This window comes from Saezia sanguinis (assembly GCF_003991585.1).
Taxonomy (GTDB): Bacteria; Pseudomonadota; Gammaproteobacteria; order Burkholderiales; family Burkholderiaceae_C; genus Saezia; species Saezia sanguinis.
Genome location: NZ_PQSP01000002.1, coordinates 241,773 through 259,579, shown reverse-complemented (window position 1 = coordinate 259,579; position 17,807 = coordinate 241,773). Strand labels below are relative to the sequence as shown.

Annotated in this window: 16 protein-coding genes and 1 tRNA gene; 9 read left to right on the top strand and 8 right to left on the bottom strand. The window is 53.4% G+C overall.

The features are described 5' to 3' along the window. Window positions 1-15: 15 nt before the first annotated feature. Together lptB and CUZ56_RS05255 are read left to right on the top strand one after the other, a co-directional pair. Entirely contained in the window at window positions 16-822 is an 807-nt protein-coding gene (gene lptB / locus CUZ56_RS05260) for an LPS export ABC transporter ATP-binding protein (RefSeq protein ID WP_126978965.1), read from the top strand. Between the two features lie 17 nt (window positions 823-839). Continuing rightward, on the top strand, window positions 840-2,369 hold the full coding sequence (locus CUZ56_RS05255; protein WP_338056650.1) for an RNA polymerase factor sigma-54: 1,530 nt from the start codon (window positions 840-842) through the stop codon (window positions 2,367-2,369). 85 nt (window positions 2,370-2,454) lie between these two features. Here CUZ56_RS05255 and rarD read toward each other — a convergent pair whose 3' ends face one another. Beyond that, on the bottom strand, window positions 2,455-3,435 hold the full coding sequence (gene rarD / locus CUZ56_RS05250; protein WP_239442060.1) for an EamA family transporter RarD: 981 nt from the start codon (window positions 3,433-3,435) through the stop codon (window positions 2,455-2,457). A 30-nt stretch (window positions 3,436-3,465) separates the two neighbouring features. Between rarD and CUZ56_RS05245 the strand changes: the two genes are divergently transcribed. Continuing rightward, the gene (locus CUZ56_RS05245) at window positions 3,466-4,752 is read left to right on the top strand and encodes a THUMP domain-containing class I SAM-dependent RNA methyltransferase (protein WP_126978963.1); all 1,287 of its coding nucleotides are present in this window, start codon (window positions 3,466-3,468) and stop codon (window positions 4,750-4,752) included. A gap of 39 nt (window positions 4,753-4,791) precedes the next feature. Next, window positions 4,792-6,420 carry a gamma-glutamyltransferase family protein gene (locus CUZ56_RS05240; RefSeq protein WP_126978961.1) on the top strand — a complete coding sequence of 543 codons (1,629 nt, stop codon included), beginning with the start codon at window positions 4,792-4,794 and terminating at the stop codon, window positions 6,418-6,420. Between the two features lie 58 nt (window positions 6,421-6,478). On the opposite strand, the gene CUZ56_RS05235 is transcribed toward CUZ56_RS05240, so the two are convergent. Beyond that, the gene (locus tag CUZ56_RS05235; protein ID WP_126978959.1) at window positions 6,479-7,492 is read right to left on the bottom strand and encodes a zinc-dependent alcohol dehydrogenase family protein; all 1,014 of its coding nucleotides are present in this window, start codon (window positions 7,490-7,492) and stop codon (window positions 6,479-6,481) included. Window positions 7,493-7,783: 291 nt separating this feature from the next. Here CUZ56_RS05235 and CUZ56_RS05230 point away from each other — a divergent pair, with 291 nt between their 5' ends. After that, window positions 7,784-8,674, top strand: coding sequence for a DUF1444 family protein (locus CUZ56_RS05230; RefSeq protein WP_126978957.1), 891 nt, complete (start codon window positions 7,784-7,786; stop codon window positions 8,672-8,674). A 145-nt stretch (window positions 8,675-8,819) separates the two neighbouring features. Here CUZ56_RS05230 and priA read toward each other — a convergent pair whose 3' ends face one another. Continuing rightward, entirely contained in the window at window positions 8,820-10,952 is a 2,133-nt protein-coding gene (gene priA, locus CUZ56_RS05225) for a replication restart helicase PriA (protein ID WP_126978955.1), read from the bottom strand. A 308-nt stretch (window positions 10,953-11,260) separates the two neighbouring features. Next, a complete protein-coding gene (gene hemE, locus CUZ56_RS05220) occupies window positions 11,261-12,370 on the bottom strand; it encodes a uroporphyrinogen decarboxylase (protein WP_126978954.1) in 1,110 nt (369 codons plus the stop codon). A gap of 132 nt (window positions 12,371-12,502) precedes the next feature. Between hemE and CUZ56_RS05215 the strand changes: the two genes are divergently transcribed. Next, on the top strand, window positions 12,503-12,919 hold the full coding sequence (locus tag CUZ56_RS05215) for a YidB family protein (protein WP_126978952.1): 417 nt from the start codon (window positions 12,503-12,505) through the stop codon (window positions 12,917-12,919). A 212-nt stretch (window positions 12,920-13,131) separates the two neighbouring features. Here CUZ56_RS05215 and CUZ56_RS05210 read toward each other — a convergent pair whose 3' ends face one another. Next, window positions 13,132-13,515 carry a carboxymuconolactone decarboxylase family protein gene (locus CUZ56_RS05210; RefSeq protein WP_126978950.1) on the bottom strand — a complete coding sequence of 128 codons (384 nt, stop codon included), beginning with the start codon at window positions 13,513-13,515 and terminating at the stop codon, window positions 13,132-13,134. Between the two features lie 48 nt (window positions 13,516-13,563). Between CUZ56_RS05210 and CUZ56_RS05205 the strand changes: the two genes are divergently transcribed. The 3 genes from CUZ56_RS05205 (at window position 13,564) to CUZ56_RS05195 (ending at window position 15,986) form a co-directional block, all read left to right on the top strand. After that, a complete protein-coding gene (locus CUZ56_RS05205; RefSeq protein WP_204250830.1) occupies window positions 13,564-13,998 on the top strand; it encodes a MerR family transcriptional regulator in 435 nt (144 codons plus the stop codon). Window positions 13,999-14,014: 16 nt separating this feature from the next. Then, window positions 14,015-15,055, top strand: a complete 1,041-nt coding sequence (locus CUZ56_RS05200) for a YheT family hydrolase (RefSeq protein ID WP_239442059.1) — start codon at window positions 14,015-14,017, stop codon at window positions 15,053-15,055. Window positions 15,056-15,158: 103 nt separating this feature from the next. Beyond that, entirely contained in the window at window positions 15,159-15,986 is an 828-nt protein-coding gene (locus CUZ56_RS05195; RefSeq protein ID WP_126978946.1) for a VCBS repeat-containing protein, read from the top strand. A 92-nt stretch (window positions 15,987-16,078) separates the two neighbouring features. On the opposite strand, the gene CUZ56_RS05190 is transcribed toward CUZ56_RS05195, so the two are convergent. From CUZ56_RS05190 to CUZ56_RS05180, 3 genes are all read right to left on the bottom strand, one after another. Next, window positions 16,079-16,154, bottom strand: a tRNA-Thr gene (locus CUZ56_RS05190). Between the two features lie 29 nt (window positions 16,155-16,183). Beyond that, entirely contained in the window at window positions 16,184-16,717 is a 534-nt protein-coding gene (locus CUZ56_RS05185; RefSeq protein ID WP_126978944.1) for a ClpXP protease specificity-enhancing factor, read from the bottom strand. 56 nt (window positions 16,718-16,773) lie between these two features. Beyond that, complete coding sequence (locus CUZ56_RS05180) at window positions 16,774-17,388, bottom strand: glutathione S-transferase N-terminal domain-containing protein (protein WP_126978942.1); 615 nt, start codon at window positions 17,386-17,388, stop codon at window positions 16,774-16,776. Window positions 17,389-17,807 lie beyond the last annotated feature (419 nt).

Here is a 17,807-nt window from a genome sequence, read left to right as displayed (position 1 = left end):
CCCGAAGGATTGGACATGAGTTTGGTTGCAACCGAAACCACATCTTCCACATCAACCCCAGACACCGCTTCCCAAGTGGCAAAGGCAAAACTCGACGCGACAGGGCTGAAAAAAACCTACGGTGCCCGCACCGTGGTGCAAGACGTTTCAATCGCTGTGGAATCAGGCGAGGTTGTGGGCCTGCTAGGCCCCAATGGCGCAGGCAAGACCACCTCGTTTTACATGATCGTCGGTCTGGTACGTGCAGATGCCGGAAAAATCATGATCAATGACCGGGACATCACCCGCATGCCGATCCATGAGCGCTCCCGCATGGGGTTATCCTACCTGCCGCAGGAAGCGTCTATTTTCCGCAAACTCAGTGTCTCGGAAAATATCCGCGCGGTGCTCGAACTGCAACTGGATGCCGACGGGCAAAGCCTTTCACGCAAGCGCATTGATGAAGAACTGGACCGTCTGATGCAGGACCTCCACGTTGACCGGCTGCGTGACTCCCCCGCCCTGGCGCTGTCCGGTGGTGAACGGCGACGCGTGGAAATTGCACGGGCACTCGCCACCTACCCCCATTTCATTTTGCTGGATGAACCCTTTGCGGGGATTGATCCGATTGCCGTCATTGAAATCCAGCGCATCATTGGTTTTTTAAAAGCACGCGGCATCGGCGTGCTGATTACCGATCATAACGTAAGGGAAACATTGAACATCTGCGATCACGCTTACATCATCAGTGAAGGCAAAGTCCTGACCCAGGGTACATCTGACGAAATCGTCGCCAACCCTGACGTGCGCCGGGTATACCTGGGCGAAAACTTCCGCATGTAGCAAGGTCGTTAAGCACCATGATGAAACCGGGCCTTCAGCTACGCATTTCACAGCACCTTGCGCTCACACCGCAATTGCAGCAGTCGATCCGGCTGTTGCAACTCTCCACGCTGGAATTGCAGCAGGAGGTTGAAAGCATGTTGGAGAGCAATCCTTTTTTAGAAGAGGACGGCCCGGAATCCGGCAATGAATTGCCGCTGGCATCATCATCGGCAGATAACATGGCAAGCGCCGGTGATTCCTCTGACAGCGCTTCCAGCAGCAATGAGCTTTCGGAAATGGATTGGTCACAGCCCCAGGAACTCGACAACCGCTCCAACGGCGACGATGAATGGGACTGGTCAGACAGCCGGGACTGGGGCGACAGCGTTTCCAACAGCAACGCACAACCAGATGATGAAGAAACCGCCAACGCTTTGGAATGGGCCTCACAAAATGTATCGCTGACAGAACACCTCATGCAGCAGGCCCGCACACTGCATAACAGTGACGAAGACAAAGCCGCGTTGTACATTCTGATCGAATCCCTGGATGAAAACGGCTATCTGGCCGACGATCTGACCGATATCACAGACCAGTTACTTTCTTCACGCCAAAGCAACATTGACTACGAGCTTGAACATGAGGATATGCTGGAGCGCCTCACATGCGCGCTGAACTTGCTGCAAACCATGCACCCGGCAGGTGTCGGTGCACGCAACCTGTCCGAGTGCCTGTGCCTGCAGCTTAAACAACTGCCAGACTCATTTCAAAAAGACCTGGCGCTGACCATTTGCACGCAACATCTGGATCTGCTTGCCAAACGAGACCACCGCAAGCTGGCGGCCATCACCGGGTTTGATGAAGAAACCATACGCAGTGCTTATCAGCTCATCTTAACGCTGGACCCCAAGCCCGGACGCCAGTTTGCCAGCTCGCCAGGAACTGTGCTCATTCCGGATGTGATTATCAAAAAATCAGGCAACCAATGGAAGGCCACGCTCAATCCTGACATCATGCCCAAAATTCGTGTCAATGATATCTATGCCCAGGCGTTGCGTGGACATAAAGGCAACGATGGCGCCCAGGCCCTGAATCAGCGCCTTCAGGAAGCCCGCTGGTTCATCAAAAACATTCAACAGCGTTTTGAAACCATTCTGCGTGTTTCTCAGGCAGTAGTAAACCGGCAAAGAAACTTCTTCACCCATGGCGAAATTGCCATGCGTCCGCTGGTGTTACGCGAAATTGCCGACGAACTGGGGCTGCACGAATCGACCATCTCACGTGTCACAACCGCCAAATACATGCTGACGCCATTTGGCATCTTTGAACTCAAGTTTTTCTTTGGCTCATCCCTGTCCACCGAGACCGGCGGCAACGCATCAAGTACCGCTGTACGTGCGCTGATCAAACAGCTGGTCACCGAGGAAGACTCGCAAAAGCCGCTGTCTGACAACGATATTTCAAAAATGCTCGCTGAGCAGGGCATACAGGTTGCACGACGCACTGTCGCCAAATACCGCGAAGGGCTGAAAATTGCCCCCGCCAATCTGCGCAAAGCCGTGTAAATGGCGCTCTTTCATCTGTTTTAACAGAAAATAGTTTTCCACCATTTGCCCCATACACATCTTGTTGTCAGTCCGCCTGGCAACATCAGCGGGCCGCGCGGGTATGTTTTTGCATCACCATATGCTTGCCCCCTTCCAACACCAGCACCACAATTGCGGCCCATATCAGAATATAAGTGGGCCATTCACGCAAGTGAATTGATTCCCCCAGCAACAACGAAACCGCCACCAGCAATATCGGTTCCAGATAGCCCAGCAAGCCAAACAGACTGAATGGCAGCAATTTATTGGCTACCACATAAAAAGCCCATGCCGTTGTGCTTAACACCCCCAGAAACGGAATCAAAATATACAGCGCAGGCTTTTGCGCCAGCACCTCCCATGACAGAGCGCCATGCATGACAAACCAGACAGATAAGGGCAGCATCAATGCAATCTCATACCACAACCCGCCCATGTGGTTCACATCGAAACGGCGCCGCATATAAAAATACAAAGGAAAACCCAGTGCAACCACCAGCGTTTCCCAGGCCATGCCGCCAACATAAAAAAACTCGTTGGCCACCCCAACGGCTGCCAGCAAAGTTGCCAGCTTCTTCAGCCAGGAAAGCGGCTCGCCATAAACAAAGTAGCCCACCAGTACCATCACCAGAGGCATCAGAAAATAACCTAACGAGACCTGCAAGGCCCGATCATTCATCGGCGCCCACATGAACAGCCAAAATTGAATGCCCAGTAAAAACGAATTCAGAACCAGCACCCCGGCAAAAGCCGGCGTTTTTTTCACCCGCTGCCACACCTGCTTCACCAGAGTCCACTCTTTACCGGCAACCGCAAATAACGTCACCATGGGCAGCGTGAACAATATTCTCCACCCCATCACTTCCTGCCCGCTCAGCGGCTGCAGCAAAGAGGCATAGTAATAGAGCCCGCCAAACAGTGCAGAGGCCAGAATCGAGAAAAAAATACCTTTAGACATACCGCTTGCCTTGTTTTCGCCGCCAACACGGCCATCCTCATATAAAATGGTCGTATCCAAACCGGCCTGGTTTTCCAACAAGGCCATTATTCTTGTCAGCTTTCTATTGTGACCTCAATGCATACCAATTACCACTATTTTTTGCCCTGTGCCGCAGGTGTTGAACCTTATCTGGAGCAAGAGGTCGCTAAATTGGCTTCTGCTGCATTATGCACCGTGCGCCATGGTGGTGTGGCGGTACGCGGCCCCTGGGATCTGTGCATGCAGTTGAACCTGCACAGCCGCCTGGCACAGCGGGTATTGCTGCAGGTTGCCCACGCACGCTACCAAAGTGAGCACGATGTATACAAAATCTCACGTGAAACGCCCTGGGAAAAATGGTTCAACACCACCTCCACATTCCGCATTGACGCCACCTCACGCAAAAGCCCCCTGCACAGCCTGAACTTTGCATTGCTGCGCGTGAAAGACGGCATTGCCGACCGTTTCCGTGACATGAGCGGTGAACGCCCCAATGTCGATACCCGCCAGCCCGATGTACAGATTCTGACACACTTTGATGAGCAGACCATCACGCTGTATATGGACACCTCCGGTGAACCGCTGTTTAAACGCGGCTGGCGCCAGAACCAGGGCGATGCCCCGCTCAAGGAAACGCTGGCAGCCGCCATGCTGGTCGCCAGTGACTGGGCCTATCAGCAGGGTGAAGCACTGCTGGACCCATGCTGCGGCTCGGGCACCATTGCCATTGAGGCTGCACAAATTGCCTGTGGCATTGCACCCGGTTTGCAGCGCCGCTTTTCTTTTGAAAATCTAAAACCGCATAAACCTGCGGCATGGGCCCAGATCAAACAGCAGGCCCAGCAGCAAGTTCACCCCCCTACTGCCGCTATTTTTGCCAGCGATGTTTCTTTCCGCATGGTTGACTTTGCGCGGCGCAATGCAGAACGCGCCGGGGTCACACATGCAATTGACTTCCATGGCGGTGACGCATTGCAGCGGCCTGCCCCGGTCGCCAAGGGCATGATGCTGATCAACCCGCCGTATGGAGAACGTATCAGCCCACGCGGAAGCATCCATGCCAGAGCATCAGGGACAGAAAGAAGGCCTTCTTCGCTACCCACCTCACAAACTGCCGCTGACGATGACTTTTTCCCGTTACTTGCCAGCCACTGGAAACGCGCCTTTGATGGCTGGACTGCCTGGGTATTGACCCCGGACATGAAGCTGCCGCAACTGATGCGGCTAAAAGCCAGCCGCCGCATTCCCATGTGGAACGGCCCGATTGAATGCCGCCTGATGCGGTTTGACATTGTTGCCGGCTCTGCCCGTACTCCCAAACCGTCAAAAGAAGACCCCGCGGCCAAATCCCATAACCATACCGACAACGCCCCGTCTGATTAAGCAGTTATAAAGACTTTATTTTCTGCCTATACTCCATTTATGAAGTCTTTTAACTGGCACAACCCTTACCTTTCCGCCCGCACCCCTATCTTTGCCCGCAACATTGTCTCCACCTCACATCCACTGGCGGCCCAGGCCGGACTGCATATGATCAGACAGGGTGGCAATGCGGTGGATGCCGCCATTGCCACGGCGGCCTGCATGACCATTGTGGAGCCTGTCTCCAATGGTTTGGGAAGTGACTGTTTTGCCATCATATGGGATGGTCAGCAACTGCACGGCCTTAATGCATCCGGCCCGGCACCAGCCGCATGGAACCCTGATTATTTTGCACGCCGCTACGGTACGGATGAGCGCGGATTTGCGCAACGCCCATTACGCGGCTGGGACACCGTCACCGTGCCCGGCGCAGTAGCAGGCTGGGTGGCTTTGCATGAAAAGTTTGGCCGCCTGCCGTTTGAACAGTTATTGATACCGGCCATCGACATGGCCGAAAAAGGTTATATCGTCCCGCCCATGGTTGCGCACAAGTGGGCCGCTGCCGCCAGGGAATTGCATGGACAACCCGGATTTGCACAGGCATTTCTGCCTGATGGCCGTGCACCCAAAATTGGAGAACTGTTCCGGCTTCCTGCTGCGGCACAGACTTTGCGCCGGATTGCCCAGACCAGAGGCCGGGCATTTTACGAAGAAGACATTGCAGAAAAAATTGTGGCTTTCAGCCGTGCAGAAAATGCCGCGCTGAACCTGTATGACCTGGGAGACTACCGCCCGCAATGGGTCACCCCGATCAAACAACGCTTTCGTGATTATGAACTGTATGAAATCCCGCCCAACGGGCAAGGCATTGCCGCATTGATTGCGCTGGGCATTCTGAACCACTTCGACCTGCGCAACCTGCCGGTAGATTCTCCTGAATCACAGCACCTGCAAATTGAAGCCATGAAACTGGCTTTTACCGATGTTTATCAATATGTCGCTGACCCCGCCCGCATGGAAGTAACGCCCGAGCAAATGCTCAGCGAAGCTTATCTGGCCGAGCGTGCAAGCCAGATTGCACCGCACCGGGCAACCCAGTTTCAGGCCGGGCGCCCTTATGCCGGCGGCACCATTTACCTTGCCACCGCGGATGACAGCGGCATGATGGTGTCCTTCATCCAGTCCAACTATATGGGCTTTGGCTCTGGCGTGGTGGTGCCAGGTACCGGTATCAGTTTGCAAAACCGCGGCGTGGGATTTTCCATGGACCCGAAATCAGCCAATGCGGTCATGGGCGGCAAGCGCCCTTTCCACACCATTATTCCGGGGTTTCTGACCCAGAACGGGCAACCGGTCATGAGTTTCGGGGTGATGGGCGGCGACATGCAGCCCCAGGGGCATGTACAAACCCTCGTGCGCATGATTGATTACGACCAGCAGCCCCAGACCGCCTGTTGTGCACCACGCTGGAAAGTCAACCGGGATTACTCACTGGATATTGAACAGGGCGTACCACCAAACACCATTGAAGGGCTCAAGCGGCTCGGGCACCGCATGCTGTCTTTTGAAGATTCCTACATGGACTTTGGCGCCGGTCAGTTTATCTGGAAGCTATCCGGCTCAGATGCCGGCCTCGGTTATGTCGCTGCCAGTGACAGCCGGCGCGACGGACAGGCCGTCGGTTTTTAAGCAGCGCCTTTATCAGGCGTGCCCATTGATACCTTTATGCATGTATGAATCTACGCATCTATGCATCTGCCAGACTGATCACCAGTTTGCCCAGATGCCTGGCCTGCGCCAGATCTTCATACGCCTGCACGGCTTCGTCAAAACGGTACATCTGGCTAATCACCGGCTGCAATTGATGTAAACACAGTGCCTGGTTCATGGCTTCAAACATGGCACGTGAGCCGACATGAATGCCTTCAAGCGTCAGCCCCCGCTGCATAATGGCTGCCGGATTCACTTCCCCCTGTGTCAGCACACCAATCAAATGAATTGCGCCCCCCGGCCGGGTTGCACGCACAGAGCGCGCCAGGGTGCCAGCACCCCCGACTTCCACCACATGATCCACACCGGCATGACAATGCTTCAGCACCTCCAGATGCCAGTCATGCAACTGCCGATAGTTAATGCATACATCTGTCCCAAGCTGATGCGCTGAATCCAGCTTTTCATCGCTGGAAGAAATGAGAATGACACGTGCCCCCGCAAGTTTTGCAAATTGCAGCGCAAACATCGAAACCCCGCCCGTGCCCAATAACAGCACCGCCTGCCCTGGGCGCAATGTTTGCACACCGCCAAATAAAGCATGCCAGGCGGTTAATGCCGCACAAGGCAGGGTCGCTGCCTGCTCGTAACTTAAATAATCGGGAATGGCCACAACACCATCTTCATCAAACAGGCGGTATTGCGCTAAAACACCGTCTATCGTTCCACCCAATGCATAACGTGCATCTCTGGCAGTCATGGCCCCCGCCTGCCATTTTTGAAAAAACAATCCGGCTACCCGCTCCCCAACCTTGACACGGCTGACATCATCCCCGACATCAACAACCTCCCCGGCACCATCTGAAAGTGGGATTAGATTATCCTGCTTGCCCGCAGGCAATCCGCCTTTGGCAACAATCAAATCACGGTAGTTCAACGAAGCCGCATGCATTTTGACCAAAACCTGGCCACGCTGCGGGCGTGGGATATCTGCCTGGGCAAACGTCAGGCTTTCAGCCGCTCCGGTCCGGGGGAAATAGGCATATCTCATGAAACATCTCCTTTGTCCGCCACATTTTCAGACGTCTTTCAACAAATGAACCCTTTGCAGCCGCAGCCAGGCCAGACAGCACATGCAGTACGCTATAGGCATACTAACACCAACAGTGCCCAGACAGGTTCTGTAATCCCTATGTTACGCCTGCCGCTTCTTCCCCTGCCCCTAACAACTGCACGGCAAAATGATAAACTCTCGCCATATGTTGTGATGAAAACAGCATGACAACAGTAAAGGCAGCAATGCTTACCCGCTGACCTTTTCATTTGCCCTGGATGTCCCGTCATGAAAATTTTCTCGCAGATTTTTTCCCGCAACAGCAATTTGACTCTGAGCAAATGTGAAGTGGCACAAAAGCTATGCGAGAAAATGCGTGAAAGATATAAAAAAAACCGGTTCACCGTTATCAACCCCCACCAACCGGATGAAGTCCGCATTGACATTACCGGTACTGACGGGCATACATTCTCCTGCTACGTTGACAGCCTGTATTCGACCTATCTGGGAGACCCCAGCCGGCTGGGAGAGTTCTGTGAGAACATGCTCACCACTGTAGACAGCCTGCTTTTAAATACCGATGAGGTACGCCCCCTGCTGTTGCCTGCCATCAAAAACCAGAGCTGGATTGAACGCGTTCAGCACACGCCCCAGCAGGAAAAAGACTCCTCCTTTTTCCACACCACCAGCCAGCAATATGGCCGACAGTTGGCACACATTCCACTGGTTGCGGACCTGTCCATTGTTTTTGCGCTGGATACCCCGCACCATATGAGTTATGTTTTTAACGAACAACTGCATGACTTTTCTGCGGCTGACGATATCCAGGAAGTTTATCAACAGGCACTGGAAAACCTCAAAACGCATATCCCGGGTATGAAAATCAAAGCCTCCCCACTGGGCTATACCGTACATGTGGACTCCAACTATGATGCCAGCATGATTTTGCTGTACGACCAATGGAAAGAGCGCATTGCCTTAAGGGGCGACCCGGTGATTGCCATTGTCGCGCGCGGCACACTGATCATTGCCGACAGTGATAATGCAAAGCAGATTCATGATCTGCGCAAATTTGTTCAGGATATATTTCCCACCGTTGCCTACAGCCTGTCGCCATTGCTGTTTACCATTAAGGATGAGCAGTTAAGCATATTCAGCGCAGACACTGCCCCCAGCTAACGCATGCTTGAATGGTTGTTTTGCACGCCTTTTACGCAACTTTTAACCCGTCCGATACTTAAGCCGATCCCTGACGCCATGTGACCCGGCCTTAGGCATGCACCTGCTGCCGGATAAGCTGAAAACGAGGGAGCGTTAACACGCCCTAAATGACCTGCGGATCCACATCAATCGCCCAGCGCACCATGCCCCGCACACGCACCTGATGCAACACACCGCGCCAGGCGTTCAGAAACTGCTGCAACACCTGTCTGGAGCGCGACTCCAGCAGCATCTGCGCATGCTCAATGCCGGCAACCCGCTGCATTGCCGCCGGAATCGGCGGATACAAGGTCAGGTAGTCAGCCAGTTGCATTGACTGAATGATCTCCTGTCCTTGCTGATGTATCTGGTTTAAAAACTCCTGCGCTGCTTCCTGCGTACGTGCCTGGGCTCGTACCAAAGCCTGGTGCATGAAAGGCGGCATGGCCGCCATTTCGCGCTCCTCGAGCATTGCCCGCGCAAACGCAGAAAAATCATATGTTTTCAGCGCTTTGAACAAGGGATGCTCCGGCTGCATGGTCTGTATCCACAGTTCACTTTGCTCTGACAACCGTGCATCGCGACCGGCCCGGCCCGCAGCCTGCAACAGCAGCGAAAACAGGCGCTCTCCGGCACGGAAGTCATTGGAGAACAAAGCGGTATCCGGATTGACTGCTGCAACCAGTGTCACAAAGCGGAAATCATGTCCCTTGGCAATCATCTGCGTGCCCAGCAGTACGTCAACATCGCCGTCATGTACCTGCTTCAAATGCGCCACCAGCGATCCTGCATGGCGGGTGCTGTCCGCATCAATACGCAAAACCCGGGCGGCAGAGCCATCAGGCCGCTGCAGCAATGCTTTTAACTGCTCTTCCAGTCGCTCGGTTCCCCGGCCAATCGGCTGCAAATCAGGGTCTCCACACTGCGGACAGGCTTTCGGAACCGGTTCGGTAAAACCGCAATGATGACAGCGCAGCGTCCGGTCGATCCGATGATAAACCCGCCATGCTGTGCAATAAGGACATTGGCTTTGCCAGCCGCAGGACACACAGTGCAGCACAGGCGCATAACCACGCCTGTTGAGCAACACCAGGCTTTGTTCACCGCGTGCAATTCTCTGCTGCATAGCTTGCAGCAGTGCCGGGGCCAGAACCGTCTGGCGTGGCATCTGCCGCATATCCACCATGCGGACTTTGGGCATTCCCCCCTGGCCAATGCGCAGCGGCATCTCCAGCAACTGGTACTGTCCCTGCTGAGCATGGCGCCAGCTTTCCAATGAAGGTGTCGCCGAGCCCAGAATGACCGGGACTTTTTCGTGCCAGCCACGCCAGACAGCCAGGTCACGCGCAGACCAGCGTGCCCCTTCATATTGCTTATAGGAAGGATCATGCTCCTCGTCCACCACAATCAGACTGAGCTGCGGGATAGACGCAAAAATCGCCATACGGGTTCCCAGCACAATTCGTGCACGCCCCGTATGCGCCAGCAACCAGGAGCGCAGACGCTGCGCCGCGGTCAGACCGCTGTGCATGGACACCATCTGTTCCTCGGGGAACCGCTGGGCAAAGCGTGCTTCCAGTTGTGGCGTCAGGTTAATTTCAGGCACCAGAATCAGCACCTGTGCCTGTGGGTTCTTAGCCAACGCCGCCTGCACCACACGCATATACACTTCTGTCTTGCCGCTGCCGGTAACCCCCTCCAGCAAAAACACCGCCGCTTTTGCAGATGCGGCTTCGCTTTTCCCTTGCTGGGCAAGTGGCTCTGCTGCATATAAGGCCGGTGTAATCTGCTGCACCGCATTTTGCTGCTCGTATGTGAGTTCAGGCAGTGCAGGAGGCGCCTCGTTAACTTCGCCCTCCTGTTTACCCTGTAGACGCTTCAGCCTGCGCTGCAGTTGAACGGCATCCAGTTTCCGCAGCTCCGGCGGTAATGCCTGCAGCGCAACCTCTCCTAAAGAACGCTGATAATACTGTGCGCTAAAAGCGGTCAAGTCTCTCCATGCACCAGACAAGGGCGGTATCTCATCCAGATACTGAATTATCGGCTTCAGTTCTATCGATTGTGATGGCGTATTTATGGTCGAAGCGGCAACGGAATCACGCACATTCCAGACAATGCCCAATACTTCTTTTTTACCCAAAGGTACACGAACCAGCCCCCCAGGGGCAAGGGCCACATCACAGGCATAACTGAGCGCTCCTTCAACAGCGCTGTGGGCAGGCAAATCAACAATGACATCTACGATGAAGGCTGCCATATCTTTCTATTCGTTCCCGGGTATTTTCACCTGACACTTCTATCTAAATCATGTCTGTTTTCAATAGCTTATCAGGCTGTGGATAACTTTGTGGAGAAACACAAGACAAAAAAGTCATTTCTAAACGACAATTTGAGCAGCATGACCTTCATTATGATGACAAATATATTACACGTTTATTTTCAATGAGTTACAAGCTAATTCAGATGCATTGTCATATAAATGACTTGTATCTTCATATACACCCCCCATGCGTGAATCTGTGTACAAGTCAAGCAATTCTCATAATTCAGAGATGCCCGAGTGGGTTAATCCACATGGTGGAACTGGCGCGAATAATTATGGACCTCATCCACCAGCGCAGCCACCGATTCGGGGGGGGTATGCTGGTTGATTCCATGCCCCAGATTGAACACATGGCCGGCCCCGGCACCATGCAAATGCCCAAAGGAATCCAGAACCCGTCTGGCCTCTGCTCGAACCGCTTTTTCAGATGCAAACAATACCGCAGGGTCCAAATTGCCCTGCAGGGCAACCCGCCCTCCTACACGCTGCCGGGCCTGTTGCAGATTCACTGTCCAATCCACCCCGACGGCATCGGCGCCACAGGCTGCAATATCTTCCAGCCACAGCCCCCCGCCCTTGGTAAACACAATCACGGGAACAGACTGTTTTTCATATTCACGATGCAAAGAGGCAACCACCTGCCGCACAGACGCCAAACTGAACTGTTGGTAAGCGCCATCGGCCAGCACGCCCCCCCAACTGTCAAAAATCATCACCGCCTGGGCACCGGCCTCAATCTGCGCGTTGAGATAGGCCGCCACGGCCTGGGCATTGATATCCAGAATCCGCTGCAACAGGTCAGGACGGGAGTACAGCATATTCTTAACGCGGTGGTAATCAGAGGAGCTGCCTCCTTCCACCATATAGCAGGCCAGCGTCCAGGGACTGCCGGAAAAACCAATCAGAGGCACCGGCCGGCTCATTGACGCCAGCGCGGTACGGATCTGCCTCACCGCAGCAAAAACATAGTCCAGTTTGGCCATATCAGGCACCTGCAGTGCAGCCACCTCTTTTTCACTTTGAACCGGGTGGGCAAAACGCGGCCCTTCTCCCGGGGCAAAACTCAACCCCAGTCCCATTGCGTCAGGCACCGTCAGAATATCCGAAAACAAAATAGCCGCATCCAGCCCGAAACGCTCCAACGGCTGCAGCGTCACTTCGGTTGCCAGGTCCGGATTGGTTGCCAGCCCCATGAAACTCCCGGCTTTCTGGCGCGTGGCCAGATACTCCGGCAGATAACGCCCGGCCTGTCGCATCAGCCATACAGGCGTGTAGTCAGTAACTTCACGGCGCAATGCACGCAAAAAAGTATCATCGTAACCAGACGGGAAGGCTGAATTCTGTTTTTCCATGGTGTCCTATTGTCGCAGCATGTTATCAACCGTGCACCTGTCAGAGAAAAAGCCGGCACGCATGAATAAAGGAGACCGTTTGCGGTAAACTTAGCTAAAATTTCATTCCCTACCCGCATTGGAGAGTACCAAATGGGCTTACTTGATTCTGTCATCAGTGCCGCTGCCAGCACTTTACTGAAAGACAACTCCGACTTGCAAAACAAACTCTCAGGCATGATCAGCCAGTTCTTTGACCAGGTTGGCGGCTTGCCCGGTCTGGTGCAGAAATTTCAGGCAAACGGCTTAAGCAAACTGATTGCATCCTGGGTCGGACAAGAAGATAACCTGCCGATTACCGAAGACCAGTTGCATCAGGTTATTGGAACCGACCTGATTAAAAACCTGGCAGAAAAATCTGGTGTTGACGCTGAATTGTTTGACACCCTGCTGGCCAAAGGCCTGCCCAAGCTGGTGAATGCCCTGACGCCGGAAGGCCAGACCCCGGAGCAGGTTACCCATATTGACCAGGACAAAATACAGGAACTCATCGGGAAAATCTTCTCCTGATCAGTTCAACTGCCCGCTGACCGCTGATACCCGCCTGAAACCAAGCGTTGCCTGACAACCTTGATTACAGGCGTTTATTTTTGCGCCAGCAACCTCTGCCACACATCCATCTCCCTCTCTGCAACGCATGAGCATGAAGTGCAGCATGAAGGTGGATCTTCCAGCTTGTTTTGCCAATCACTCACGCCGGCACAGGCACAGTCCCTCACTGGCTATGCTTCTGCTGCCTGCCGGGCAAATACCTGCTTAGCCACATGAACCGCATTCAGAACTCTGGGAAACCCGGTATAAGGAATGCACTGCATGAATACTTCAATCACCTTCTCCCGGCTGATACCCACATTCAGTGCCGCCTGAATATGTACATCCAACTGAGCTTCACACCCTCCGGCGGTCAGCAGGCTGCTCAAGGTGATGACTTCCCGTTCTTCCAGCGTCAACAGAGGGCGCCTATAAATATCACCAAATGCAAATTCAATGATGTAACGCCCCAGATCCGGCGCAACATGCTGCAATGATTGAATGACATGTTCCCCGGCCTGACCATCCACCTCAGCCAATCTGGCCAGACCATTTTGATAGCGCTTGTTATCCATTTCAAAACTCCCATTTGTACGAAGAATGGACAAACTGTAAAATGTAGAGTGAACTCTAAGTCAAGCACTTTTTATGGCTTCATCACCAAAATGACTTACTCTATTGGCGCCTTTTCCAGCAAAACCGGCATCAGCGCTTATACGCTGCGTTACTACGAAAAAGAACAATTGCTGCGCCCTGTACGCCAGCACAATGGCAGACGAGCCTATACCCAGCAGGATGTTGCCTGGGTTGAATTCATCAAACGCCTGAAAGATACAGGCATGCCGATCAAAAGCATACAGCGGTATGCGCAGTTGCGCGCACAGGGAGCATCGACCCTCAAACAAAGAATGCAAATGCTGCAAGAGCACCGCGCTCACATTCAGCAGACGCTTCTTTCATGGCAGGCTCATATGGATAATCTGGACCATAAAATAACCCTTTACCAGACAGAAATTCTACAGCAAGGCGATGCCACCCATTCCTCTTCCACCCGCTGACCCAAGGCACCATACCTTGCCTTCAAGTTCAAGCACACTGCCGTTACCTGTGCCGCCCTGGTGGCTGCGCGGTTCAGGCTCATGGGCCGGCCACGCACAGACCATCTGGACCGCCCTGTACGCCAAACCCTACTCAGGTACCCATCCAACTTATCGGCGCGAACGCTGGCTCACCCCGGATCAGGACTTCATTGACATTGACTGGCTGGATACAGGCACAGACAACCCTAATACTGCCAACGTCGTCAATACCACAAATAGCCACAGGCCATTACTGGTCGCCTTTCATGGCCTGGAAGGCTCCTCTCAAAGCCACTATGCGCTCGCCATGGCAGACTGGTGTGCACAAAACCACTGGGCCTATGCCGTGCCGCATTTCAGAAGCTGCTCCGGCGAAATCAACCGCGCCCCGCGTTTTTACCACATGGGAGACTACAGCGAAATTGACTGGATTTTGCAACGTATGCGAAAGCGCCATCCTGGCCCTGTATTTGCCATGGGTTCTTCGCTGGGAGGAAATGCCCTGGTGCGCTGGGCACAGGAGGCTCAAACGCAGGCACAGCAAACCGTTAACGCCATTGCCAGTGTTTGCACGCCGCTGGACCTGGTAGCCAATGCGGTGAACATGGATCGTGGGTTTTGCAGGTGGGCTTACACCGGCATGTTTTTGCGCAGCATGAAGAAAAAAGTGATCATCAAACACAGGCAATACCCCGGCCTGTTCGATATGCAAGCCACGTTGCAGGCAAGATCCTTTGCTGAATTTGATGCCGCATTTACTGCACCGGTACACGGTTTCAAAAGCAACCTCGATTACTGGACCCGCAGCTCGGTCAAATCCAGACTCGATGAAATCTGCATCCCTGCGCTCATTCTGAACACCCGTAACGACCCGTTCATTCCGCAAGACTGCCTGCCACAAGCCCTGCACAATAAATACCTGACCTGCTGGTTTCCCCAAAACGGTGGACACCTGGGTTTTACAAACGGACGCTTCCCTGGCCACATGCAGGCTTTTACACAAGCCATTGGCACCTACTTCTCAGCACATCTGTAAAACAGATCCGCAACACACAGCCGCACATCCCGTTTGCCTACCCCCCCATAAAGACCCCGGCAACTTAAAAACACGACAAGACTATTTTTTATACACTATGCACATGACAACACACACTATCGGCAAATGCATCTGGACTTTGGCTGCAGCAGGCACAATGCTGTGCGCTCATGCACAAACAAACGAAATAGAAACACAAAACTCCCCTGACGCATACGGCCAGTATGTCATCGTGGTTCCTAACGGCCAGTCTTTCCCCGCTTTACAACAATACACCTATCCAGAAAACGACAGATACGCGCCCTATTCCAGCACATCAGATATTCCAACCCATGCAGGCCCCGGCTGGATGGCGCTGACCTATCGCAATGACGTATGGGAACTGCACGAAACAGCCATCCAGATCAAAGAGGCGCCTCTGGAAGGCGAAGACGTCAACGGTGCCACCGTCGGCCACCTCATCTCAAGCCCGACCGTGCCTGATGCCCTGGTGCTGCTGCGCGACCACAGCCTCATCGCCGGCCCGATTGAGGCACCTGAAGTCGCGAGCTGGACGCCTCCGCGCAGCGACCCACCCCCGAACAACTTTCACGCCGTATTTGAATACGACATTGAAATGGCCGGCACCACGTACCGCCTGCAACTGGAGCGTTATGACAGCAGCAACAACGTTTATCCCAGCGACACCCTCACCATCACCAACCTGAGCACCGGCCAGACATCACCGCCGCTCAACACATCCCCTGAAGACGACACCACGCGCAGCATCGCAGCGCTTTGGATCGCAGACCTTAACCGCGATGGTCGTCCTGACCTGATTGTGAAGTTTGACAGCTATAACGAAACCTATCTGTGCCTTTTCTTATCTGACAACCCGCCACCCGGCCACATGTTCAAACATGCCGGCTGCTACAGCGCATACGGCTGCTGATACCCGTAGACAAAACCATAGCAACTGGATTAGCCCTTTGACAGCAGGCCAATAAAAAAGCAGCCTTCAAGGCTGCTTAATAATTGGTTATCTGGTGCCGGTTGTCGGACTTGAACTGACGACCTTCCGCTTACAAGGCGGGTGCTCTACCAACTGAGCTAAACCGGCACTGGATTTTTAAAAAAGGTGATTATAGCCTATTTCACTATCCGCAGTGCAGGTTTTTTCGATTTGCCCCCGCCCTCGGGCGTTGTGGAAGGCGGCTCTGGTGGCTCGTCATCCGTGCTGGCTTCGTCCTCTATCAGATGCAGCGCCGGGGCGCTGTCGCGCCCGGCAATGCTGCCCTGCATGTCACGCTCTGAAAGCAGCACGCTGCCGTCCACCATATCCGATAACGGCTCCCCGGCTATAACAGGCGGCGGAAATGCCATGCCCTGCCCGTTTTCCCGTGCATAGATAGCGATCACATGGTCTACCGGTACGATGATTTCGCGCACCACCCCGGCAAACCTGGCCTGAAAGCGAATGTAGTCATTACCCATGTCCAGACCGGACGTGGCATCAAACCCGACATTGAGGACAATTTCGCCATTGTTCACATATTCGAGCGGTACCTGCACGGTCTGGTCCACCACCACCGCAAGGTGAGGCGTGTATCCGTTATCGGTGCACCATTCATATATGGCACGAATCAGATAAGGGCGTGTAGAACTCGATTCCAACTGGCTCATACCCCGCTGCTCCGCGATGCTGTATCGGTATTATCCAAGTACATAGTGTCCCTTGCTTATTTGCGCATGACTTTTTCAGAAGGCGTCAGTGCTTCAATGAATGCCGGACGGGAGAAAATACGCTCCGCATATTTCAGCAGCGGGGCAGCATTTCTCGACAGGTCAATGCCGTAATAGTCCAGACGCCACAGCAGTGGTGCAATGGAAACATCCAGCATGGAGAACTCTTCGCCCAGCATGTATTTGTTTTTCACAAATATCGGCGCCAGTTGCGTCAGCCTGTCACGAATCTGCGTGCGCGATGATTCCAGTGTTTTTTCGCCCGACTTGGATCCGTCACACCCTTCAATCAAGCTGACATGGGTAAACAGCTCTTTTTCAAAGTTCAGCAAAAACAAACGTACCCGAGCTCTGGCAACCGGATCGCCCGGCATCAGCTGCGGATGGGGAAAGCGCTCATCAATATACTCGTTGATGATGTTGGATTCGTACAAGATCAGATCCCGCTCGACCAGAATCGGCACCTGCCCATAGGGATTCATCAATGCGATGTCTTCAGGCTTGTTGAACAGATCCACATCGCGTATTTCAAAATCCATGCCTTTTTCAAATAAAACAAAACGGCAACGATGTGAATAAGGACAGGTCGTCCCTGAATAAAGCACCATCATAGTGGGGGCTCCAAATTAAGCGTTAAAGATATAAAAACAGCGCAAAATCCACCGGATTTTTGCACAAGGCCTCTACCTTACTATTTTGTGGCACCCAATTTCAAGCCCCTGCTTCATTTTTGGGCAGAGAAAATGCTGTCTTCAGAACTGTCTTTTTGTTTGATATATGCAACAGCCTCATCTCTGGAGATTTTTATCCACTGTCTATTTTAGTCGTGTATCTGCTGAAATCAACCGCGCCAGGGCAAAAATTTTTCCTCTCAAACGACTTGCCGCAATGCAAAATTTTTTGATTGTGAAAGCCCCCGCCTTCATGGGGAAACCCGCATTGGAACACGGTTTATGCAGTGCACACACTTTTTTATGCCGTTCTCAACCCAGCTTGCACCCTGTCTTTATAACACCATTGATCAAGCCCT